Source organism: Microbacterium sp. NPDC097977, from assembly GCF_040302605.1.
Classification (GTDB): domain Bacteria; phylum Actinomycetota; class Actinomycetes; order Actinomycetales; family Microbacteriaceae; genus Microbacterium.
This window is the reverse complement of the sequence record NZ_JBEOUR010000004.1, coordinates 19,344-33,221: the sequence shown is the minus strand read 5'-3', so window position 1 is coordinate 33,221 and position 13,878 is coordinate 19,344. Positions and strand designations below refer to the sequence as shown.

Below are 13,878 nucleotides of genomic sequence, written 5' to 3'. Positions count from 1 at the left end.
AGGGTGGGGTGGAACCGACAAACGCTGTCGATGAAGCGAGCGAGTTGTGACGCATTACATATATCTGGTCAGACATGGCGAACATCAGGACGCCGAGCACGGCCTCGCCGACGGACCCCTGTCGCCCCGTGGTCAGCGCCAGGCCGAGCTGATCGCCGACCGCCTCTCGGGCCTTCCGCTCGACGCCGTCTGGCACTCGCCCCTGCTGCGGGCGAACGAGACGGCCAGGGCGATCGCCGCTCGCCTGCCGTCGGTCGACCCCGCACCGACGGCGCTCTTGTTCGACTGCGTGCCCACCGGCATGACCGACGAGACTCCCGCGGCGTACGAGCCGTTCTTCGGGGCCGTCACCGACGCCGAGCTCGAGGCCGGGCGGGCGCAGATGTTCGACGCCGTCAACGAGTTCCTGGTGCGCAAGCCGGGAGACGTCCACGAGGTCCTCATCACCCACAACTTCGTCATCTCCTGGTTCGTGCGCGAGGTGCTCGGAGCTCCGGAGTGGCGGTGGATGACCCTCAACCAGGCGCACTGCGGACTCACGGTCATCGCGCAGAAGCAGGGCAGACCGTGGACGCTGCTCACGCACAACGACACCGGCCATCTTCCGGTCGAGCTCCGCACCGGCATCCCCGACACGATGCCGGTCTGATCCTCCCGCCCTCGGCCCGCCGCCGGGGCAGGGAGCCGCAGCGAAATAGACTGGGCGCATGACCATCCAGGTAGCACTCGTCGGCGGCACCGGCAAGCTCGGCTCGATCATCCGCGCGGTGATCGACGACCTCGACGGCTTCGAGGTGGGCCGCGTGCTCACATCGCGCAGCGATCTCGCCGAGCTGGACGGCGCCGGACTCGTGATCGACGCCACCACGCCCCAGGTGAGCATCGACGTCGTGCGCGCGGCGGTCGAGCGCCGCATCAACGTGCTCGTGGCGACCTCCGGCTGGTCGACCCAGCGGCTCGCACTGGTGCGTCCGCTCGTCGAGGACGCGGGTACCGGTGCCGTGTTCATCCCGAACTTCTCCCTCGGATCCGTGCTGGGGTCCGCCCTCGCCGCCGCGGCCGCACCGTTCTTCGGGTCCGCGGAGATCGTCGAGGCGCACCATGAGGCGAAGGTCGATTCCCCGAGCGGCACCGCCGTGCGGACGGCCGAGCTGATCGCCGCCGCCAGGGCGGAGCAGGGGCCGGTGAGCGCGCCTCACGCCGACCAGCGTGCCCGCGGTCAGCAGGTGGGCAGTGTGCCCATCCATTCCCTGCGCCGTCCAGGGGTGATCGCGAAGCAGGAGGTCGTGCTCGCGGGACCCGGGGAGTCGCTCACCTTCACCCACGACACCGTCGAGCCCGCTCTCGCCTACGCGCCCGGCATCCGCCTCGCGGTGCCGTTCGCCGCGCAGGCCACCGGCGTGCACGTCGGGCTGGAGAGCATGATCGACATCGGCATCCGCTCATGATGTCGAGGATCGGCGTCGCCCTCATGGCCGCGGCGCTGCTGGTCTACCTCGCGGTCGCGATCTGGCTCGCGGTGATGTTCTTCGCCGTCGGCACCGCGGTGTCGATCGGTATGGGAGTCGCATTGATCGTGCTCGCGCCGATCGGTGCCTGGGCGCTGGTGCGGGAGATGCAGTTCGGATTCGCGGCGGACCGTCTGGGCCGTGAACTCGATTCCGAGGGCGGCATGCCGGAGGCGGAGTCGGAGCTCACCCCCAGTGGGCGTATCGCTCGCGCGGATGCCGACCCGCTGATCGCGCGGTATGCAGCCGAGGCCGACGCTGCCCCGAGCGACTGGCGAGCACGGTATCGGCTCGGGGTGGTGCAGGACGCCGCAGGGCGCCGCAAGGACGCCCGTGCGAGCATCCGCGCGGCGATCCGCGCGGCCCGAGGCTGAGGCGACTCAGGCCAGCGTGGCCTCGAGCGTGATCTCGATGCCCGCGAGAGCCTGGGAGACCGGGCAGCCGACCTTGGCGTCGGCGGCGATCCGCTGGAAGTCCTCGGCGCTCAGCCCCGGTACGACGGCGTTGACGTTGAGGTGGCTGCCGGAGATCCCGACGCCCGGCTTGAAGGTGACCGAGGCGCTGGTGTCGACGCGCTCGGGCGGAGTGCCGTTCTCGGAGAGCGCGTGAGACAGCGCCATGCTGAAGCACGAGGCGTGAGCGGCGGCGATCAGCTCCTCCGGAGTGGTGGTCGTGTCGCTGCCTTCGCTGCGCGCCTTCCAGTTGATGGGGAAGGTGCCGAGCTTCGACGAGGAGAACGACACGGTGCCCGAGCCCTCCGCGAGGGATCCGGTCCAGGTGGTGGCGGCTTCGCTGGTGACGGGCATGATCTCTCCGATTCTCGCGCCGCGGGATGTGCGGACGCGTGTCCGGTCAGCCTACCGAGCGGGGCGAGGCGGGGGAACAGCCGTCGGGCGGCCGGCGCGTGATCCTCAGGTCGCGGTGGAGCCGCGCGCGACGAGTCCTGCGCTCTGCAGGAGCAGGTACAGCTGGCAGCCGAGGCAGACCGAGAAGGCGGCGTTCAGGAACGCGGCGACGAAGGCCGCGGCGGTCGCGATCGGAAGCGCCCACGGCACGCCGACCAGATGCAGGACGAGTCCGACGGTGACGACGAAGAGCCCGACGCCCTGTGCGAAGCGCGGCGGACGCGGGTCCTCGAGCTCGGTCGGAGGCGAGAGCCGAGGGCGCACGAACCGCCGGAAGACGACGCCCCAGGGTGCGGTCGATGGCCATGCGACGCCCCAGAGGAACAGGAACGCGATCACGACGGCGAGGAGAAAGCCCGGGTCGACTGCCCGCTGGGCGAGCGATGCCGAGGCGACCGCCCAGGTGCCGGATCCGAATTCCGCCGTCGCGAGCGGCTGGTATGCGAACCAGCCGAACGTCCGGGCTGTCGAGATCCCGATCAGACCGAGGAAGGTGGCCACCAGCAGAAGCACTGTCGTGATCGTGGCCGCGAAACGCGGCCCGCGCGGGTCGATACCGGGGGTGCTGGTCATCTCTGCTCCAGGATCTCTCGTCAGGCGGCGAGGGCGTCGGTCAGGGCGTGGCGCTGCGGCACGCCGTGGAAGCGGGCTACGACGGCGCCCGAGGCGTCGACGACGAAGGTGGTGGGGGTCTGGAGCACCCGATAGCGGGACGCCAGGTCGGGGCGATGGGTGAGATCGACCTCGACATGGTGCACGCCGTCGTGCTCGGCGACGTACGACGAGAGCATCCGTCGCACCTGCGGGCAGCGGGTGCACATCTCGGTGCTGAACTGCACCAGGGTCGCATGAGAGCCCAGAGCGCCGACGCCCGCATCTGCGGGGTCGAAACGCAGTCGACCGCCCGCTCGCCGGCGGCCGTCGCGGACGCGCAGCACGATACCGACGGCGGTGGCGAGCGCGAGCAGAGCCACGGCCGCGGCGAGGGCGAGTGCGGGCGACATGGATCGAGGATACGGGGCCGATGACGGGCCGAGGGCGGTTGTGTCGGCTCGTGACGATCGGGCATCCGCGCCCCGAGGGCGGGTAGTCTGGCAGACATGAGCGCAGCCGTCCCGACGCCGTATGAAGACCTGCTCCGCGACGTGCTGGAGTCCGGCACGCACAAGTCGGATCGCACCGGCACGGGGACCACCAGCGTCTTCGGCCGGCAGATCCGCTTCGATCTCTCCCAGGGCTTCCCCCTGATCACGACGAAGCGCGTGCACTTCAAATCGATCGCCTACGAGCTGCTCTGGTTCCTCCGCGGCGAGTCGAATGTCAGGTGGCTGCAGGAAAACGGGGTCACGATCTGGGATGAATGGGCCGACGAGACCGGCGACCTCGGTCCGGTGTACGGCGTGCAGTGGCGCTCGTGGCCGACTCCGGACGGCCGGAGCATCGATCAGCTCGCCGAGGTGATCGAGCAGATCCGTCAGTCGCCCGACTCTCGTCGCCTCATCGTGTCGGCGTGGAACCCCGCCGACATCCCCGACATGGCCCTCGCGCCCTGCCACGCCCTCTTCCAGTTCTACGTCGCCGACGGCAGGCTCTCCTGCCAGCTCTACCAGCGCAGCGCCGATCTCTTCCTGGGAGTGCCGTTCAACATCGCCTCCTACGCGCTGCTCACCCTCATGGTCGCGCAGCAGGTGGGGCTCGAGCCCGGCGACTTCGTCTGGACCGGTGGCGACTGCCACATCTACGACAACCACGTCGAGCAGGTGCGCGAGCAGCTGAGCCGGGAGCCGTATCCGTACCCGACGCTGCGCTTCGCCCGCACCCCGGAGTCCGTGTTCGACTACCGGTACGAGGACTTCGTCGTCGAGGACTACCAGCACCACGCCCCGATCCGCGCGGCGGTCGCGGTATGACCTGGGTCGGCCTCATCTGGGCGGAAGCCAGGGGAGGGGTCATCGGCGCCGAAGGCGGCATGCCCTGGAACGTCCCCGAGGACCTCGCCCACTTCAAGGAGACGACCCTCGGCGCGCCCGTCATCATGGGGCGCAAGACCTGGGACTCTCTGCCCCCGCGATTCCGTCCTCTTCCCGGTCGCGACAACATCGTGGTCACGAGGCAGCAGGACTGGTCCGCGGAGGGTGCGACACGTGCCGCCACCGTGACCGATGCGGTGCGCGGACACGAGAGGGTCTGGATCATCGGCGGGGCGGAGATCTTCCGCCTGGTGATCGCCGATGCGGACCGCCTTGAGGTCACGGAGCTCGATCTCGACGTCACCGGCGACGCTTACGCGCCCGACAAGACCGGCTGGCGGCTGGTCGACGAGTCGGAATGGGAGACCTCGCGCTCCGGCATCCGCTACCGCTTCCTCGGATACGAGCGCTGATGCCCACCGCACTCATCACGGGCGCGAGCGCCGGACTCGGCGCCGAGTTCGCCCGCGAGCTGGCTCGTCGACGGGCGGATCTGATCCTCGTCGCGCGGACGACCGAGGCTCTCGAGGACGTCGCTGCGGAACTGCGCGGCGAATTCGGTGTGGCGGTGGAGGTGCTCGCGGCCGATCTGTCGATCACGGCCGATGTGCAGCGCGTGGCCGATCGTCTCGGCGATGCGTCGGACCCGGTGGACCTGCTGATCAACAACGCGGGCTTCGGGCTGCCGCTGCAGTTCGCCGACAACGACATCGACGACGAGGTGCGCCACCTGCGGGTGCATGTCGAGGCATCGATGCGCCTCATGCACGCCGCGCTCGGATCGATGCGCGGCCGCGGAGGACGCATCATCAACGTCGCCTCCGTCGCCGGCTTCATCTCTCGGTCCACGTACTCGGCGTGCAAAAGCTGGCTCATCGGCTTCAGTCGCTGGGCGAATGTCGAATACGCGTCCGAGAAGGTCAGCGTGACGGCGGTCTGCCCGGGGTTCACGCACACGACGTTCCATGAGCGGATGGGACTCGCCCCCGGTCACGAGGGCGTCCCGTCCTTCCTGTGGCTCGATGCGCGAGACGTGGTCCGTGCGGGTCTCCGCGATGCGGCGCGAGGCAGGGCCGTCTCGGTCCCGTCGCTGCGCTACAAGGCGATCGTGGCAGTCGCGAGCCTGCTCCCGAGCTCCGTGACATCAGGTGTGGCGAGGCGCGGTCGCGTCTGATCCGGGTGCTCGGAGCGATCGCCCTCGGGCGCACCGACGCCGCTCAGCGGAATCTGCGCAGGTGGATGCCGGCGTAGGCGATCGCCGCCACGGTCTCCCCGTCGGTGATGCGTCCGTCGGCGATCATGCGCAGCGTCTCGGCGAACGGCACCCAGCTGACGGCATCGATGCCCTCCTCCGCCTGCGTGCGCGTGGAATCGTCCGCCGAGGTCAGGCTGCGGGCCAGGTACACGTGCTCGGGTGCATCCGCGATGCCGTTCAGGGCGTTCATGGTTCCGAGCGGCGTCCAGTCGGCGGCGACGAACCCCGTCTCCTCGAGCAGCTCGCGCTTCGCGGCCACGAGAGGGTCCTCGCCGTCGCTTCCCCCTGCCGGCACCTCGATCGAGACGCCCGTCGTGTACCGCTCGAGGGTGACGAGGCAGACCCGATCCTCGTCGTCGAGCGCGATCACGAAGACAGCCGGATGCCGCATCGTCACCACGCCGTAGATCCCGTCGCCGGCGGGGCCCGTGACCTGGTCCTCCCGCACCTCGATCCACCGGTTCGCGTAGACCGTCGACGACTCGTGTGTGACCCATGTCATGGTGTCGAGCCTAGGTGGCTCCGTAGGATCGTCCGTATGGGATGGCTGTTCGGAAGAAAGCGAGACGCCGAGGACGCGAACGAGGTGCTCCGGCGGTACAACGAGGCCGAGGCCGCGCGACTCACGGCGATGACCTCCGGTGCCGCGCCGGAGCCGACGGTCGACGACAGGACGCGCCCTGCGGCATCCGGCGCGCTGTCCGTGCACTCGACCGGGGCGGAGTTCCAGGTCGAGGACGTCTTCACGATCACAGGGCGCGGAATGGTCGCCACGGGCACGATGAGATCAGGCGTGCTGCGGGTGGACGATGACATCCAGGTGCTCCGTGAGGGCGTCGTGCAGGCGCAGACGCGCATCACCGGCATCGAGATGTTCCGGAAGCATGTCAAAGAGGCCACGGTCGGTGAGCTGGCGGGTCTTCTGCTCCGCGAGAAGATCGCCGTCGCCCGCGGCGACGTCATCCGCCCCGCCCCGTCTGCGTCAGCAGCAGCCGAAGCGATACGCTGGGGGGCATGACGCATTCGGGCAATCCCTTCGGACAGGTCCTCGTCGCGCTCGTCACTCCGATGACGGCCGACGGCGAAGTCGACTGGCCCGCCGTCGAGAAGCACATCGACGACGTCATCACCGCGGGTGCCGACGGCATCGTCGTGACGGGGACGACGGGGGAGACCTCCACGCTCACCGACCCCGAGAAGCTCAGGCTCGTCGAGGTCGGCAAGTCCGTCTCGTCCGGTCGCGCGAAGATCATCACCGGCGGTGGATCGAACGAGACCGCGCACGCGATCGAGCTGTATCGGGCCAGTGAGAAGGCCGGGGCGGACGGCATCATGATCGTCACCCCGTACTACAACAAGCCCACGCAGGCGGGGATCCTCACGCATTTCCGGCTCGTGGCTGACGCCACCGATCTGCCGGTCATCCTCTACGACATCCCCGGGCGCACCGGCGTGCCGATCAAGTACGAGACCATCCTGCGCCTCGCGAAGCACCCGAACATCCTCGCGGTGAAGGATGCGAAGGGCGACTTCTCCGAAGTCAGCCGCGTGCTGAACCAGACCGATCTGATGTACTTCTCCGGCGACGACGCGAATGCGCTCCCGCATCTCTCGATCGGGGCCACCGGCCTGATCGGCGTGACCGCGAACATCACCGCCACCCCGTACCGCGCCATCATCGATGCGGTGAACCGCGGCGATCTCGCCGCCGCCACCGTCGAGCACAAGCGTCTCGAGCCCCTGGTGCGCGCGGTCATGACGCACGTGCCGGGAACGGTCGCGGCGAAGTACATCCTGCACGGCCTCGGGCGCATCTCGAGCCCCCGCGTGCGTCTGCCGCTCGTCGGTCCCGAAGAGTGGGAGGCCGCCCTCATCGAGGACGAGCTCGACCTCGTGAGCGATCTCGCCGGTGCCGACTTCTCCAACTTCCGCCCCGACCGCAACGCGGCCGCGGGCGGCGCCCTGCCGAAAGTGCACGGCACCACCCGCTGACACCTGACGCGCCGAGGCGCGTCGTAACGAACGAACGGATGCCTCGGGCATCCGACTGAGGAGACCACATGTCCATTCCGCTCTCAGAACCCGCTGCCCTCGCCGAGGGAACCCTCCGAGTGACCCCGCTCGGCGGACTCGGCGAGATCGGCCGCAACATGACGATCTTCGAGTTCGACGGAAAGATCCTGATCGTCGACTGCGGCGTGCTCTTCCCCGAGGAGCACCAGCCGGGCGTCGACCTGATCCTGCCGGACTTCGAGCCCATCAAGCACCGCCTCGACGACATCGTCGGCGTCGTGCTCACCCACGGCCACGAGGACCACATCGGCGCCGTGCCCTACCTGCTGCGCCTCAAGAGCGACATCCCGGTGATCGGCTCGGGCCTCACCCTCGCCCTCGTCGAGGCGAAGCTCAAGGAACACCGCATCAAGGCGTACACGCTGACGGTGAAGGAGGGGCAGAACGAGAAGGTCGGGCCCTTCGACCTCGAGTTCGTCGCCGTGAACCACTCGATCCCGGATGCTCTCGCGGTCGCGATCCGCACCCCCGCCGGCCTCGTCCTCGCCACCGGCGACTTCAAGATGGACCAGCTCCCGCTCGACGGCCGGATCACCGACCTGCGTGCCTTCGCGCGCCTCGGCGAGGAGGGCGTCGATCTCTTCCTCGTGGACTCCACGAACGCCGACGTCCCCGGATTCACCCCCACGGAGCGCTCGATCGGCCCCGTGCTCGACCAGGTCATCGGCAAGGCCCCGCGCCGGGTCATCGTCGCGAGCTTCTCCAGCCACGTCCACCGTGTGCAGCAGGTCCTCGACGCCGCCCACGCGCACGGCCGTCGCGTCGCCCTGCTCGGACGGAGCATGCTGCGCAACATGACGATCGCCGAGGACCTCGGGTACCTGAAGGTGCCCAGCGGGCTGCTGATCGACTACAAGAAGGCCAAGGACCTCCCCGACGACAAGATCGTGTACATGTCCACGGGGTCGCAGGGCGAGCCGATGGCCGTGCTCAGCCGCATGGCGAACCTCGACCACGCGATCGAGCCCGGACCCGGTGACACGGTCATCCTCGCGTCCAGCCTGATCCCGGGGAACGAGAACGCGGTCTACCGCGTGATCGACGGCCTGACCAAGCTCGGCGCGAACGTCGTGCACAAGGCGAACGCCAAGGTGCACGTCTCCGGTCACGCCGCCGCCGGCGAGCTCATCTACTGCTACAACATCCTCAAGCCCAAGAACGTCCTCCCCGTCCACGGGGAGTACCGACACCTGATCGCTAACGCCAAGCTCGCGCAGGACACGGGCGTCGAGGCCGAGCGCACGATCATCGCGTCGAACGGCACCGTGATCGACCTGAAGGACGGCGACGCGCGCGTGGTCGGGCAGCTCGACCTCGGATTCGTCTATGTCGACGGCTCGACCGTCGGTGCCATCACCGATGCCGACCTCAAGGACCGTCGCATCCTCGCCGAGGAGGGGTTCGTCTCCGTCATCGTCGTCGTCGACGCCGCCACCGGCCGGATCATCTCCGGGCCCGAGATCCACGCCCGCGGCATCGCCGAGGACGACTCCGTGTTCGACGACGTGACGCCGAAGATCATCGCCGCGCTGAAGGAGGCCTCCGGCAACGGAGTCCGCGACACGCATGCGCTCTCGCAGGTGATCCGCAGGACCATCGGTCGCTGGGTGAACCAGAAGCTCCGTCGCCGTCCGATGATCGTCCCGCTCGTCATCGAGGCCTGATCCTCGACCGCGACCCCGTTCACAGCCGCGCGTCATGCGGCTGTAACGCGGGCGTCGTACCCTCCAGGCATGCCGGACGCCTTCTCGATCCGCACCGCCGCACAGGCGGACGGGAGCTTCCTCGGCGACATGGTCGTCGAGGCGGCGAACTGGCGCGCGGGCGGAGCCCGCGCGCGGCATGAGATCCTCACCGCCGTCGAGCACCGTCGCTACGTGGCGGGGTGGATGCGACCGGCGGATGCGGGCTTCGTGGCTGTCGACTCCGACGACGGGCCGATCGGGGCGGCCTGGTACCGGATCCTCGCGCAGGACGACCCGGGATTCGGGTTCGTCGGCACGGCCGTGCCCGAACTCATCATCGGGGTGCGGCCGGTATGGCGGGCGCACGGGGTCGGGCGGGCGCTCCTGCGACGGCTGGTGGCCCACGCCCGCAGCCAGGGGCATCCCCGGATCAGCCTCAGCGTGGAGCACGACAACTTCGCGAAGACGCTCTACCGCTCCGAGGGCTTCATCGTCACCGAGTCGGGACCCGCGCGCGACACGATGGTGAATCGGATGTCCTGACCGTGCCGCCGGGGCGCGGAAGCGTCCGGAATGCCGCGTCATTACGGGGAATGTCGGCCTCTCGCCGTAACGTGAGAGCATGGCCAGGAGCACCACGAAATCAGCGCGCGCGTCCGAGAGCGCCACGCCTCGCCCGAAGAGGCAGGCCGCTCCGAAGGCTCAGGCGGCGCCCAAGAAGTACATCGACGAGATCGACAAGCCTCCGGTGGCGGTGCGGGCGTGGAACGGACTCGCCCACGGCGTGGGCGGACTCTTCCGGGCATTCGGGCCCGAGACGCTCGAGAAGGACGATCGCCGCGACGGCTTCCCGTTCCTGCTCGTGCTGCTGGCGATCGCCGGCGCGGTCAACGAATGGTTCTTCATCGGCAACGAGGTCGCTGCGAACATCAGCGCCTACTCGGTGGGGCTTCTCGTCGGGCGCGTGGCCTTCGTCATGCCGGTCCTGCTCCTCCTGCTCGCCGGCTGGCTGTTCCGCCACCCGTCGTCCGTGCACGACAACGGACGCATCGGCATCGGGTTCGGGCTGTTCATCCTCGCTCTCGCGGGCTTCTGCCACACAGCGGCAGGCCGCGCGGATTCCGCGGGTCTCCTCGTGCGTCCGCAGCCCAAGGACGGCATGCCCGCTCTCAGCGAGGCAGGCGGTCTGTTCGGCTGGATGCTCGGGGAACCGCTGTCCTACCTCACCCCGGTCGGCGCGTACATCCTGCTGTCGGTCCTCGCCGCCCTCAGCATCCTGATCCTCACGAAGACGCCGCCCAACCGCATCGGCCAGCGCCTCGGCGACCTGTACGCGTGGATGTTCGACGCGGAGCGCACCGAGAAGCCCGCCAAGGACGCCGCATCGATCGACGACGCCGACAAGGTCGACGACCCCGATGTGCTGCCATGGTGGCGACGCAACAAGACCGGACGCGAGGAGGACCCCGACGAGGGCACCCTCGGCTCCGACGACATCACGGCCCTGCTGACGACCGCTGAGCCGACGCCCGCCTACGACCAGGCCGTCGTCGTCGAAGACCCCTACGACGCGGCCACCGAGGTGCTGTCGGAGGTGCGCGCGGTCGCCGACTCGCTCGCCGGGCAGCAGACCACGGCGCTCCTCGACGACGGGTCCGACACCGGCGAGGCTCCCGAGCTTCCCGGTCTCGACGGCTTCGGAACGGCGGGTCCGGGGGAGCGCGGGCCGCAGGCTCCCGTCGCGCCGTACATCCTGCCCTCGCCGGGTCTCCTGGTCGAAGGGCCGCCTCCGGTCGTGCGATCCGAGGCGACGGACAAGGTGATCGAGCAGATCACCAGCGTGCTGACCCAGTTCAAGGTCGATGCCAAGGTGACCGGCTTCTCGCGCGGTCCGACGGTCACCCAGTACGAGGTCGAGGTCGGTCACGGTGTCAAGGTCGAGAAGATCCTGCAGCTGAGCAACAACTTCGCGTATGCGGTGGCCTCCAACGATGTGCGCATCCTCTCGCCGATCCCCGGCAAGAGCGCCATCGGCATCGAGATCCCCAACGCCGACAAGGAGATGGTCGCCCTCGGCGACGTGCTCCGCTCGCCCGCGGCGCACAAGAGCACGCATCCCATGACCATCGGCGTCGGAAAGGACGTCGGGGGCAACATCGTCATCGCGAACCTGGCGAAGATGCCCCACCTGCTCGTGGCCGGATCCACCGGCTCGGGCAAGTCGAGCTTCGTGAACTCCATGATCACGAGCCTGCTGATGCGCGCGCGACCCAGCGATGTGCGGATGGTCCTCATCGACCCGAAGCGCGTCGAGCTGACGAGCTACGCGGGGGTTCCGCACCTCATCACGCCCATCATCACGAACCCGAAGAAGGCGGCCGAAGCGCTGCAGTGGGTCGTGAAGGAGATGGACATGCGGTACGACGATCTCGCATCGTTCGGCTTCCGACACATCGACGACTTCAACCGCGCGGTCCGCGCCGGCGAGGTGCAGCTTCCGGTGGGCAGCGAGCGCGTGCTCAAGCCGTATCCGTACCTGCTCGTGGTGGTCGACGAGCTCGCCGACCTGATGATGGTCGCCCCGCGTGACGTCGAGGACTCGATCGTGCGCATCACGCAGCTCGCGCGCGCGTCCGGCATCCACCTGGTGCTGGCCACGCAGCGTCCGAGCGTCGACGTGGTGACCGGCCTGATCAAGGCGAACGTCCCGTCCCGGCTCGCCTTCGCGGTGACCAGCGTCACCGACAGCCGGGTCATCCTCGACAGCCCCGGCGCCGACAAGCTGATCGGACAGGGTGACGCGCTCTTCTCTCCGATGGGGTCGTCCAAGCCCTTCCGTCTGCAGGGAGCGTGGGTCGACGAGAAGGAGATCGACGCCGTCGTCAAGCACGTCACGCGTCAGGCCCGGCCCGACTACCGTCCCGACGTGCAGGAGGCCCTGGAGCCGACGAAGAAGAAGGAGGTCGACGAGGACATCGGCGACGACCTCGAGCTCCTTCTCGCGGCCGCCGAGCTCATCGTCTCGTCGCAGTTCGGTTCGACGTCGATGCTCCAGCGCAAGCTGCGCGTCGGCTTCGCGAAGGCCGGACGCCTCATGGACCTCCTCGAATCGCGAGAGATCGTCGGACCCTCGGAAGGATCCAAGGCGCGCGACGTGCTGGCCACGGCCGAGCAGCTGCCCCAGGTCATGGCCAAGCTGCGCGGTGATGATGCTCCTGCCGCGAACGCCGCGCCGACGGCTGTCGGAGCCACGGCCGCTGGCGCGCCGCACGATCCGGTCGAGGCACAGTTCCAGGGTCTGCCCGTGGTGGAGTCCGATGACGACGGCGATGAAGACGCCTGGGGATTGACGGGGCGCGACTGATGGGCATCCCACGCCAGCTCCCGAACGCGATCACGGTCGCGCGAATCCCGCTCGCCGTCGTCTTCTTCGTCGTTCTCCTCCTCGGAGGAACGTACGGCATCGAGAGTCTCGCGATGCGATGGGTCGCCGGAGTACTCTTCATCGTCGCGATCTCGACCGATTGGGTCGACGGCTACCTCGCCCGACGCTTCGACATCGTCAGCGACTTCGGCAAGCTGTGGGATCCGATCGCGGACAAGCTCCTCACCGGGGCCGGTTTCGTCGGACTGGCCATTCTCGGCGAACTGCAGTGGTGGCTCGTGATCGTCATCCTGATCCGCGAGATCGGCATCACGGTGCACCGCCTGGTCGTCGCGAAGGAGCACGTCGTCGCCGCGGCCTGGATGGGCAAGGTGAAGACCGCCGTGCAGGGCGTCGCACTCTCCTGGGCGCTGCTCCCGCTGCATGTGCTGATCGGCGCAGAGCTGTGGATCGTCATCACGGCGATCCTGATGATCGCGGTGCTGATACTCACCGTCGCGAGCGGGATCGATTACATCGTCGCGCAGGTGCGAGGGTCCCGGCGATCGTCGTGACCGCATCCTCCGCGGTCGTCGCAGCGCTCTCGGCGCGCGGGTGGACGCTGGGCATCGCCGAGTCGCTCACCGGCGGGGCACTCGCGGCTGAGATCGTCGCGGTTCCCGGAGCGTCGACCGTTCTTCTCGGCGGTGTCGTGGCGTATGCGACGCCTGTCAAGCACAGCCTTCTCGGCGTCGATGCCGAGCTGCTGGCGCGCCACGGACCCGTGCATGCCGAGGTCGCTCTGCAGATGGCCTCCGGCGTGCGCCGAGCGGTGCAGGTGCACGGACGTGACGCCGATGTCGGTGTGTCGACGACCGGCATCGCCGGACCCGACTCGCCCGACGGCCAGCCCGTCGGAACCGTGCACATCGCCGTCGTGACACCGGAGGCAGCGAGTGCAGAGGTCTTCGGGTTCTCGGGGGATCGGGCGCAGATCCGTGCCCTCACGGTCGAAGCCGCACTCGCGCTGCTCGTGCGCGTGGTCGGGGAATAGGAGCGAGCCATCGACGGTTGTCTGGAATGTGCTCACACGGAAACCACAGCGTGCAAGGGTAGAT

Annotated in this window: 17 protein-coding genes; 13 read left to right on the top strand and 4 right to left on the bottom strand. The window is 68.8% G+C overall.

What is annotated here, in order from left to right:
• The first annotated feature begins 46 nt into the window (after positions 1-46).
• Genes ABTZ43_RS01920 through ABTZ43_RS01910 form a run of 3 tightly spaced genes read left to right on the top strand, consistent with a single transcriptional unit; the run spans position 47 to position 1,882 of the window.
• The gene (locus tag ABTZ43_RS01920) at positions 47-649 is read left to right on the top strand and encodes a histidine phosphatase family protein (protein WP_056416844.1); all 603 of its coding nucleotides are present in this window, start codon (positions 47-49) and stop codon (positions 647-649) included.
• 58 nt (positions 650-707) lie between these two features.
• Entirely contained in the window at positions 708-1,448 is a 741-nt protein-coding gene (gene dapB, locus ABTZ43_RS01915) for a 4-hydroxy-tetrahydrodipicolinate reductase (RefSeq protein WP_350537649.1), read from the top strand.
• Positions 1,445-1,882 (top strand): hypothetical protein, encoded by a 438-nt coding sequence (locus ABTZ43_RS01910; protein WP_262492120.1) that lies wholly within the window; start codon positions 1,445-1,447, stop codon positions 1,880-1,882. The genes dapB and ABTZ43_RS01910 overlap by 4 nt, the downstream gene beginning before the upstream one ends.
• Positions 1,883-1,888: 6 nt before the next feature.
• Here the strand turns inward: ABTZ43_RS01910 and ABTZ43_RS01905 are convergent, their stop codons facing one another.
• From ABTZ43_RS01905 to ABTZ43_RS01895, 3 genes are all read right to left on the bottom strand, one after another.
• The gene (locus ABTZ43_RS01905; RefSeq protein ID WP_056416857.1) at positions 1,889-2,314 is read right to left on the bottom strand and encodes an OsmC family peroxiredoxin; all 426 of its coding nucleotides are present in this window, start codon (positions 2,312-2,314) and stop codon (positions 1,889-1,891) included.
• Between the two features lie 105 nt (positions 2,315-2,419).
• On the bottom strand, positions 2,420-2,986 hold the full coding sequence (locus tag ABTZ43_RS01900) for a DUF4395 domain-containing protein (RefSeq protein ID WP_350537648.1): 567 nt from the start codon (positions 2,984-2,986) through the stop codon (positions 2,420-2,422).
• Between the two features lie 20 nt (positions 2,987-3,006).
• Positions 3,007-3,417 carry a thioredoxin family protein gene (locus tag ABTZ43_RS01895; protein WP_350537647.1) on the bottom strand — a complete coding sequence of 137 codons (411 nt, stop codon included), beginning with the start codon at positions 3,415-3,417 and terminating at the stop codon, positions 3,007-3,009.
• 96 nt (positions 3,418-3,513) lie between these two features.
• Here ABTZ43_RS01895 and ABTZ43_RS01890 point away from each other — a divergent pair, with 96 nt between their 5' ends.
• Genes ABTZ43_RS01890 through ABTZ43_RS01880 form a run of 3 tightly spaced genes read left to right on the top strand, consistent with a single transcriptional unit; the run spans position 3,514 to position 5,557 of the window.
• Entirely contained in the window at positions 3,514-4,323 is an 810-nt protein-coding gene (locus ABTZ43_RS01890; protein ID WP_350537646.1) for a thymidylate synthase, read from the top strand.
• Positions 4,320-4,796 carry a dihydrofolate reductase gene (locus tag ABTZ43_RS01885; protein WP_350537645.1) on the top strand — a complete coding sequence of 159 codons (477 nt, stop codon included), beginning with the start codon at positions 4,320-4,322 and terminating at the stop codon, positions 4,794-4,796. Before ABTZ43_RS01890 ends, ABTZ43_RS01885 begins: the two co-directional genes overlap by 4 nt.
• Positions 4,796-5,557, top strand: coding sequence for an SDR family NAD(P)-dependent oxidoreductase (locus ABTZ43_RS01880; RefSeq protein WP_056416875.1), 762 nt, complete (start codon positions 4,796-4,798; stop codon positions 5,555-5,557). Before ABTZ43_RS01885 ends, ABTZ43_RS01880 begins: the two co-directional genes overlap by 1 nt.
• A 43-nt stretch (positions 5,558-5,600) precedes the next feature.
• Here ABTZ43_RS01880 and ABTZ43_RS01875 read toward each other — a convergent pair whose 3' ends face one another.
• On the bottom strand, positions 5,601-6,140 hold the full coding sequence (locus ABTZ43_RS01875) for an NUDIX domain-containing protein (RefSeq protein WP_350537644.1): 540 nt from the start codon (positions 6,138-6,140) through the stop codon (positions 5,601-5,603).
• A gap of 36 nt (positions 6,141-6,176) precedes the next feature.
• On the opposite strand from ABTZ43_RS01875, the gene ABTZ43_RS01870 reads away from it, so the two are divergent.
• The 7 genes from ABTZ43_RS01870 to ABTZ43_RS01840 all read left to right on the top strand — a co-directional run bounded on the left by ABTZ43_RS01870 (position 6,177) and on the right by ABTZ43_RS01840 (position 13,814).
• A complete protein-coding gene (locus ABTZ43_RS01870; protein ID WP_350537643.1) occupies positions 6,177-6,656 on the top strand; it encodes an EF-Tu/IF-2/RF-3 family GTPase in 480 nt (159 codons plus the stop codon).
• Entirely contained in the window at positions 6,653-7,630 is a 978-nt protein-coding gene (dapA, locus tag ABTZ43_RS01865) for a 4-hydroxy-tetrahydrodipicolinate synthase (RefSeq protein WP_350537642.1), read from the top strand. Before ABTZ43_RS01870 ends, dapA begins: the two co-directional genes overlap by 4 nt.
• Positions 7,631-7,698: 68 nt before the next feature.
• Positions 7,699-9,375, top strand: a complete 1,677-nt coding sequence (locus ABTZ43_RS01860) for a ribonuclease J (protein ID WP_056416885.1) — start codon at positions 7,699-7,701, stop codon at positions 9,373-9,375.
• A 69-nt stretch (positions 9,376-9,444) separates the two neighbouring features.
• Positions 9,445-9,939 (top strand): GNAT family N-acetyltransferase, encoded by a 495-nt coding sequence (locus ABTZ43_RS01855; protein WP_314095794.1) that lies wholly within the window; start codon positions 9,445-9,447, stop codon positions 9,937-9,939.
• Positions 9,940-10,018: 79 nt separating this feature from the next.
• Complete coding sequence (locus ABTZ43_RS01850) at positions 10,019-12,760, top strand: FtsK/SpoIIIE family DNA translocase (RefSeq protein ID WP_350537641.1); 2,742 nt, start codon at positions 10,019-10,021, stop codon at positions 12,758-12,760.
• Positions 12,760-13,335: a CDP-diacylglycerol--glycerol-3-phosphate 3-phosphatidyltransferase gene (gene pgsA, locus ABTZ43_RS01845; protein WP_350537640.1), complete on the top strand. Its 576-nt coding sequence runs from the start codon at positions 12,760-12,762 to the stop codon at positions 13,333-13,335. Before ABTZ43_RS01850 ends, pgsA begins: the two co-directional genes overlap by 1 nt.
• Positions 13,326-13,814 carry a CinA family protein gene (locus tag ABTZ43_RS01840; protein WP_502885299.1) on the top strand — a complete coding sequence of 163 codons (489 nt, stop codon included), beginning with the start codon at positions 13,326-13,328 and terminating at the stop codon, positions 13,812-13,814. Before pgsA ends, ABTZ43_RS01840 begins: the two co-directional genes overlap by 10 nt.
• Positions 13,815-13,878: the final 64 nt, after the last annotated feature.

Excerpts from the sequence above, each read along its gene's own strand:
- ABTZ43_RS01855 (WP_314095794.1), top strand. The coding sequence starts at position 9,445 with ATGCCGGACGCCTTCTCGATCCGCACCGCCGCACAGGCGGACGGGAGC.
- ABTZ43_RS01870 (WP_350537643.1), top strand. The coding sequence starts at position 6,177 with ATGGGATGGCTGTTCGGAAGAAAGCGAGACGCCGAGGACGCGAACGAG.
- ABTZ43_RS01905 (WP_056416857.1), bottom strand. The coding sequence starts at position 2,314 with ATGCCCGTCACCAGCGAAGCCGCCACCACCTGGACCGGATCCCTCGCG.
- ABTZ43_RS01880 (WP_056416875.1), top strand. The coding sequence starts at position 4,796 with ATGCCCACCGCACTCATCACGGGCGCGAGCGCCGGACTCGGCGCCGAG.
- ABTZ43_RS01910 (WP_262492120.1), top strand. The coding sequence starts at position 1,445 with ATGATGTCGAGGATCGGCGTCGCCCTCATGGCCGCGGCGCTGCTGGTC.
- ABTZ43_RS01895 (WP_350537647.1), bottom strand. The coding sequence starts at position 3,417 with ATGTCGCCCGCACTCGCCCTCGCCGCGGCCGTGGCTCTGCTCGCGCTC.
- ABTZ43_RS01860 (WP_056416885.1), top strand. The coding sequence starts at position 7,699 with ATGTCCATTCCGCTCTCAGAACCCGCTGCCCTCGCCGAGGGAACCCTC.
- ABTZ43_RS01850 (WP_350537641.1), top strand. The coding sequence starts at position 10,019 with ATGGCCAGGAGCACCACGAAATCAGCGCGCGCGTCCGAGAGCGCCACG.
- dapA (WP_350537642.1), top strand. The coding sequence starts at position 6,653 with ATGACGCATTCGGGCAATCCCTTCGGACAGGTCCTCGTCGCGCTCGTC.
- dapB (WP_350537649.1), top strand. The coding sequence starts at position 708 with ATGACCATCCAGGTAGCACTCGTCGGCGGCACCGGCAAGCTCGGCTCG.
- pgsA (WP_350537640.1), top strand. The coding sequence starts at position 12,760 with ATGGGCATCCCACGCCAGCTCCCGAACGCGATCACGGTCGCGCGAATC.
- ABTZ43_RS01885 (WP_350537645.1), top strand. The coding sequence starts at position 4,320 with ATGACCTGGGTCGGCCTCATCTGGGCGGAAGCCAGGGGAGGGGTCATC.
- ABTZ43_RS01900 (WP_350537648.1), bottom strand. The coding sequence starts at position 2,986 with ATGACCAGCACCCCCGGTATCGACCCGCGCGGGCCGCGTTTCGCGGCC.
- ABTZ43_RS01890 (WP_350537646.1), top strand. The coding sequence starts at position 3,514 with ATGAGCGCAGCCGTCCCGACGCCGTATGAAGACCTGCTCCGCGACGTG.
- ABTZ43_RS01875 (WP_350537644.1), bottom strand. The coding sequence starts at position 6,140 with ATGACATGGGTCACACACGAGTCGTCGACGGTCTACGCGAACCGGTGG.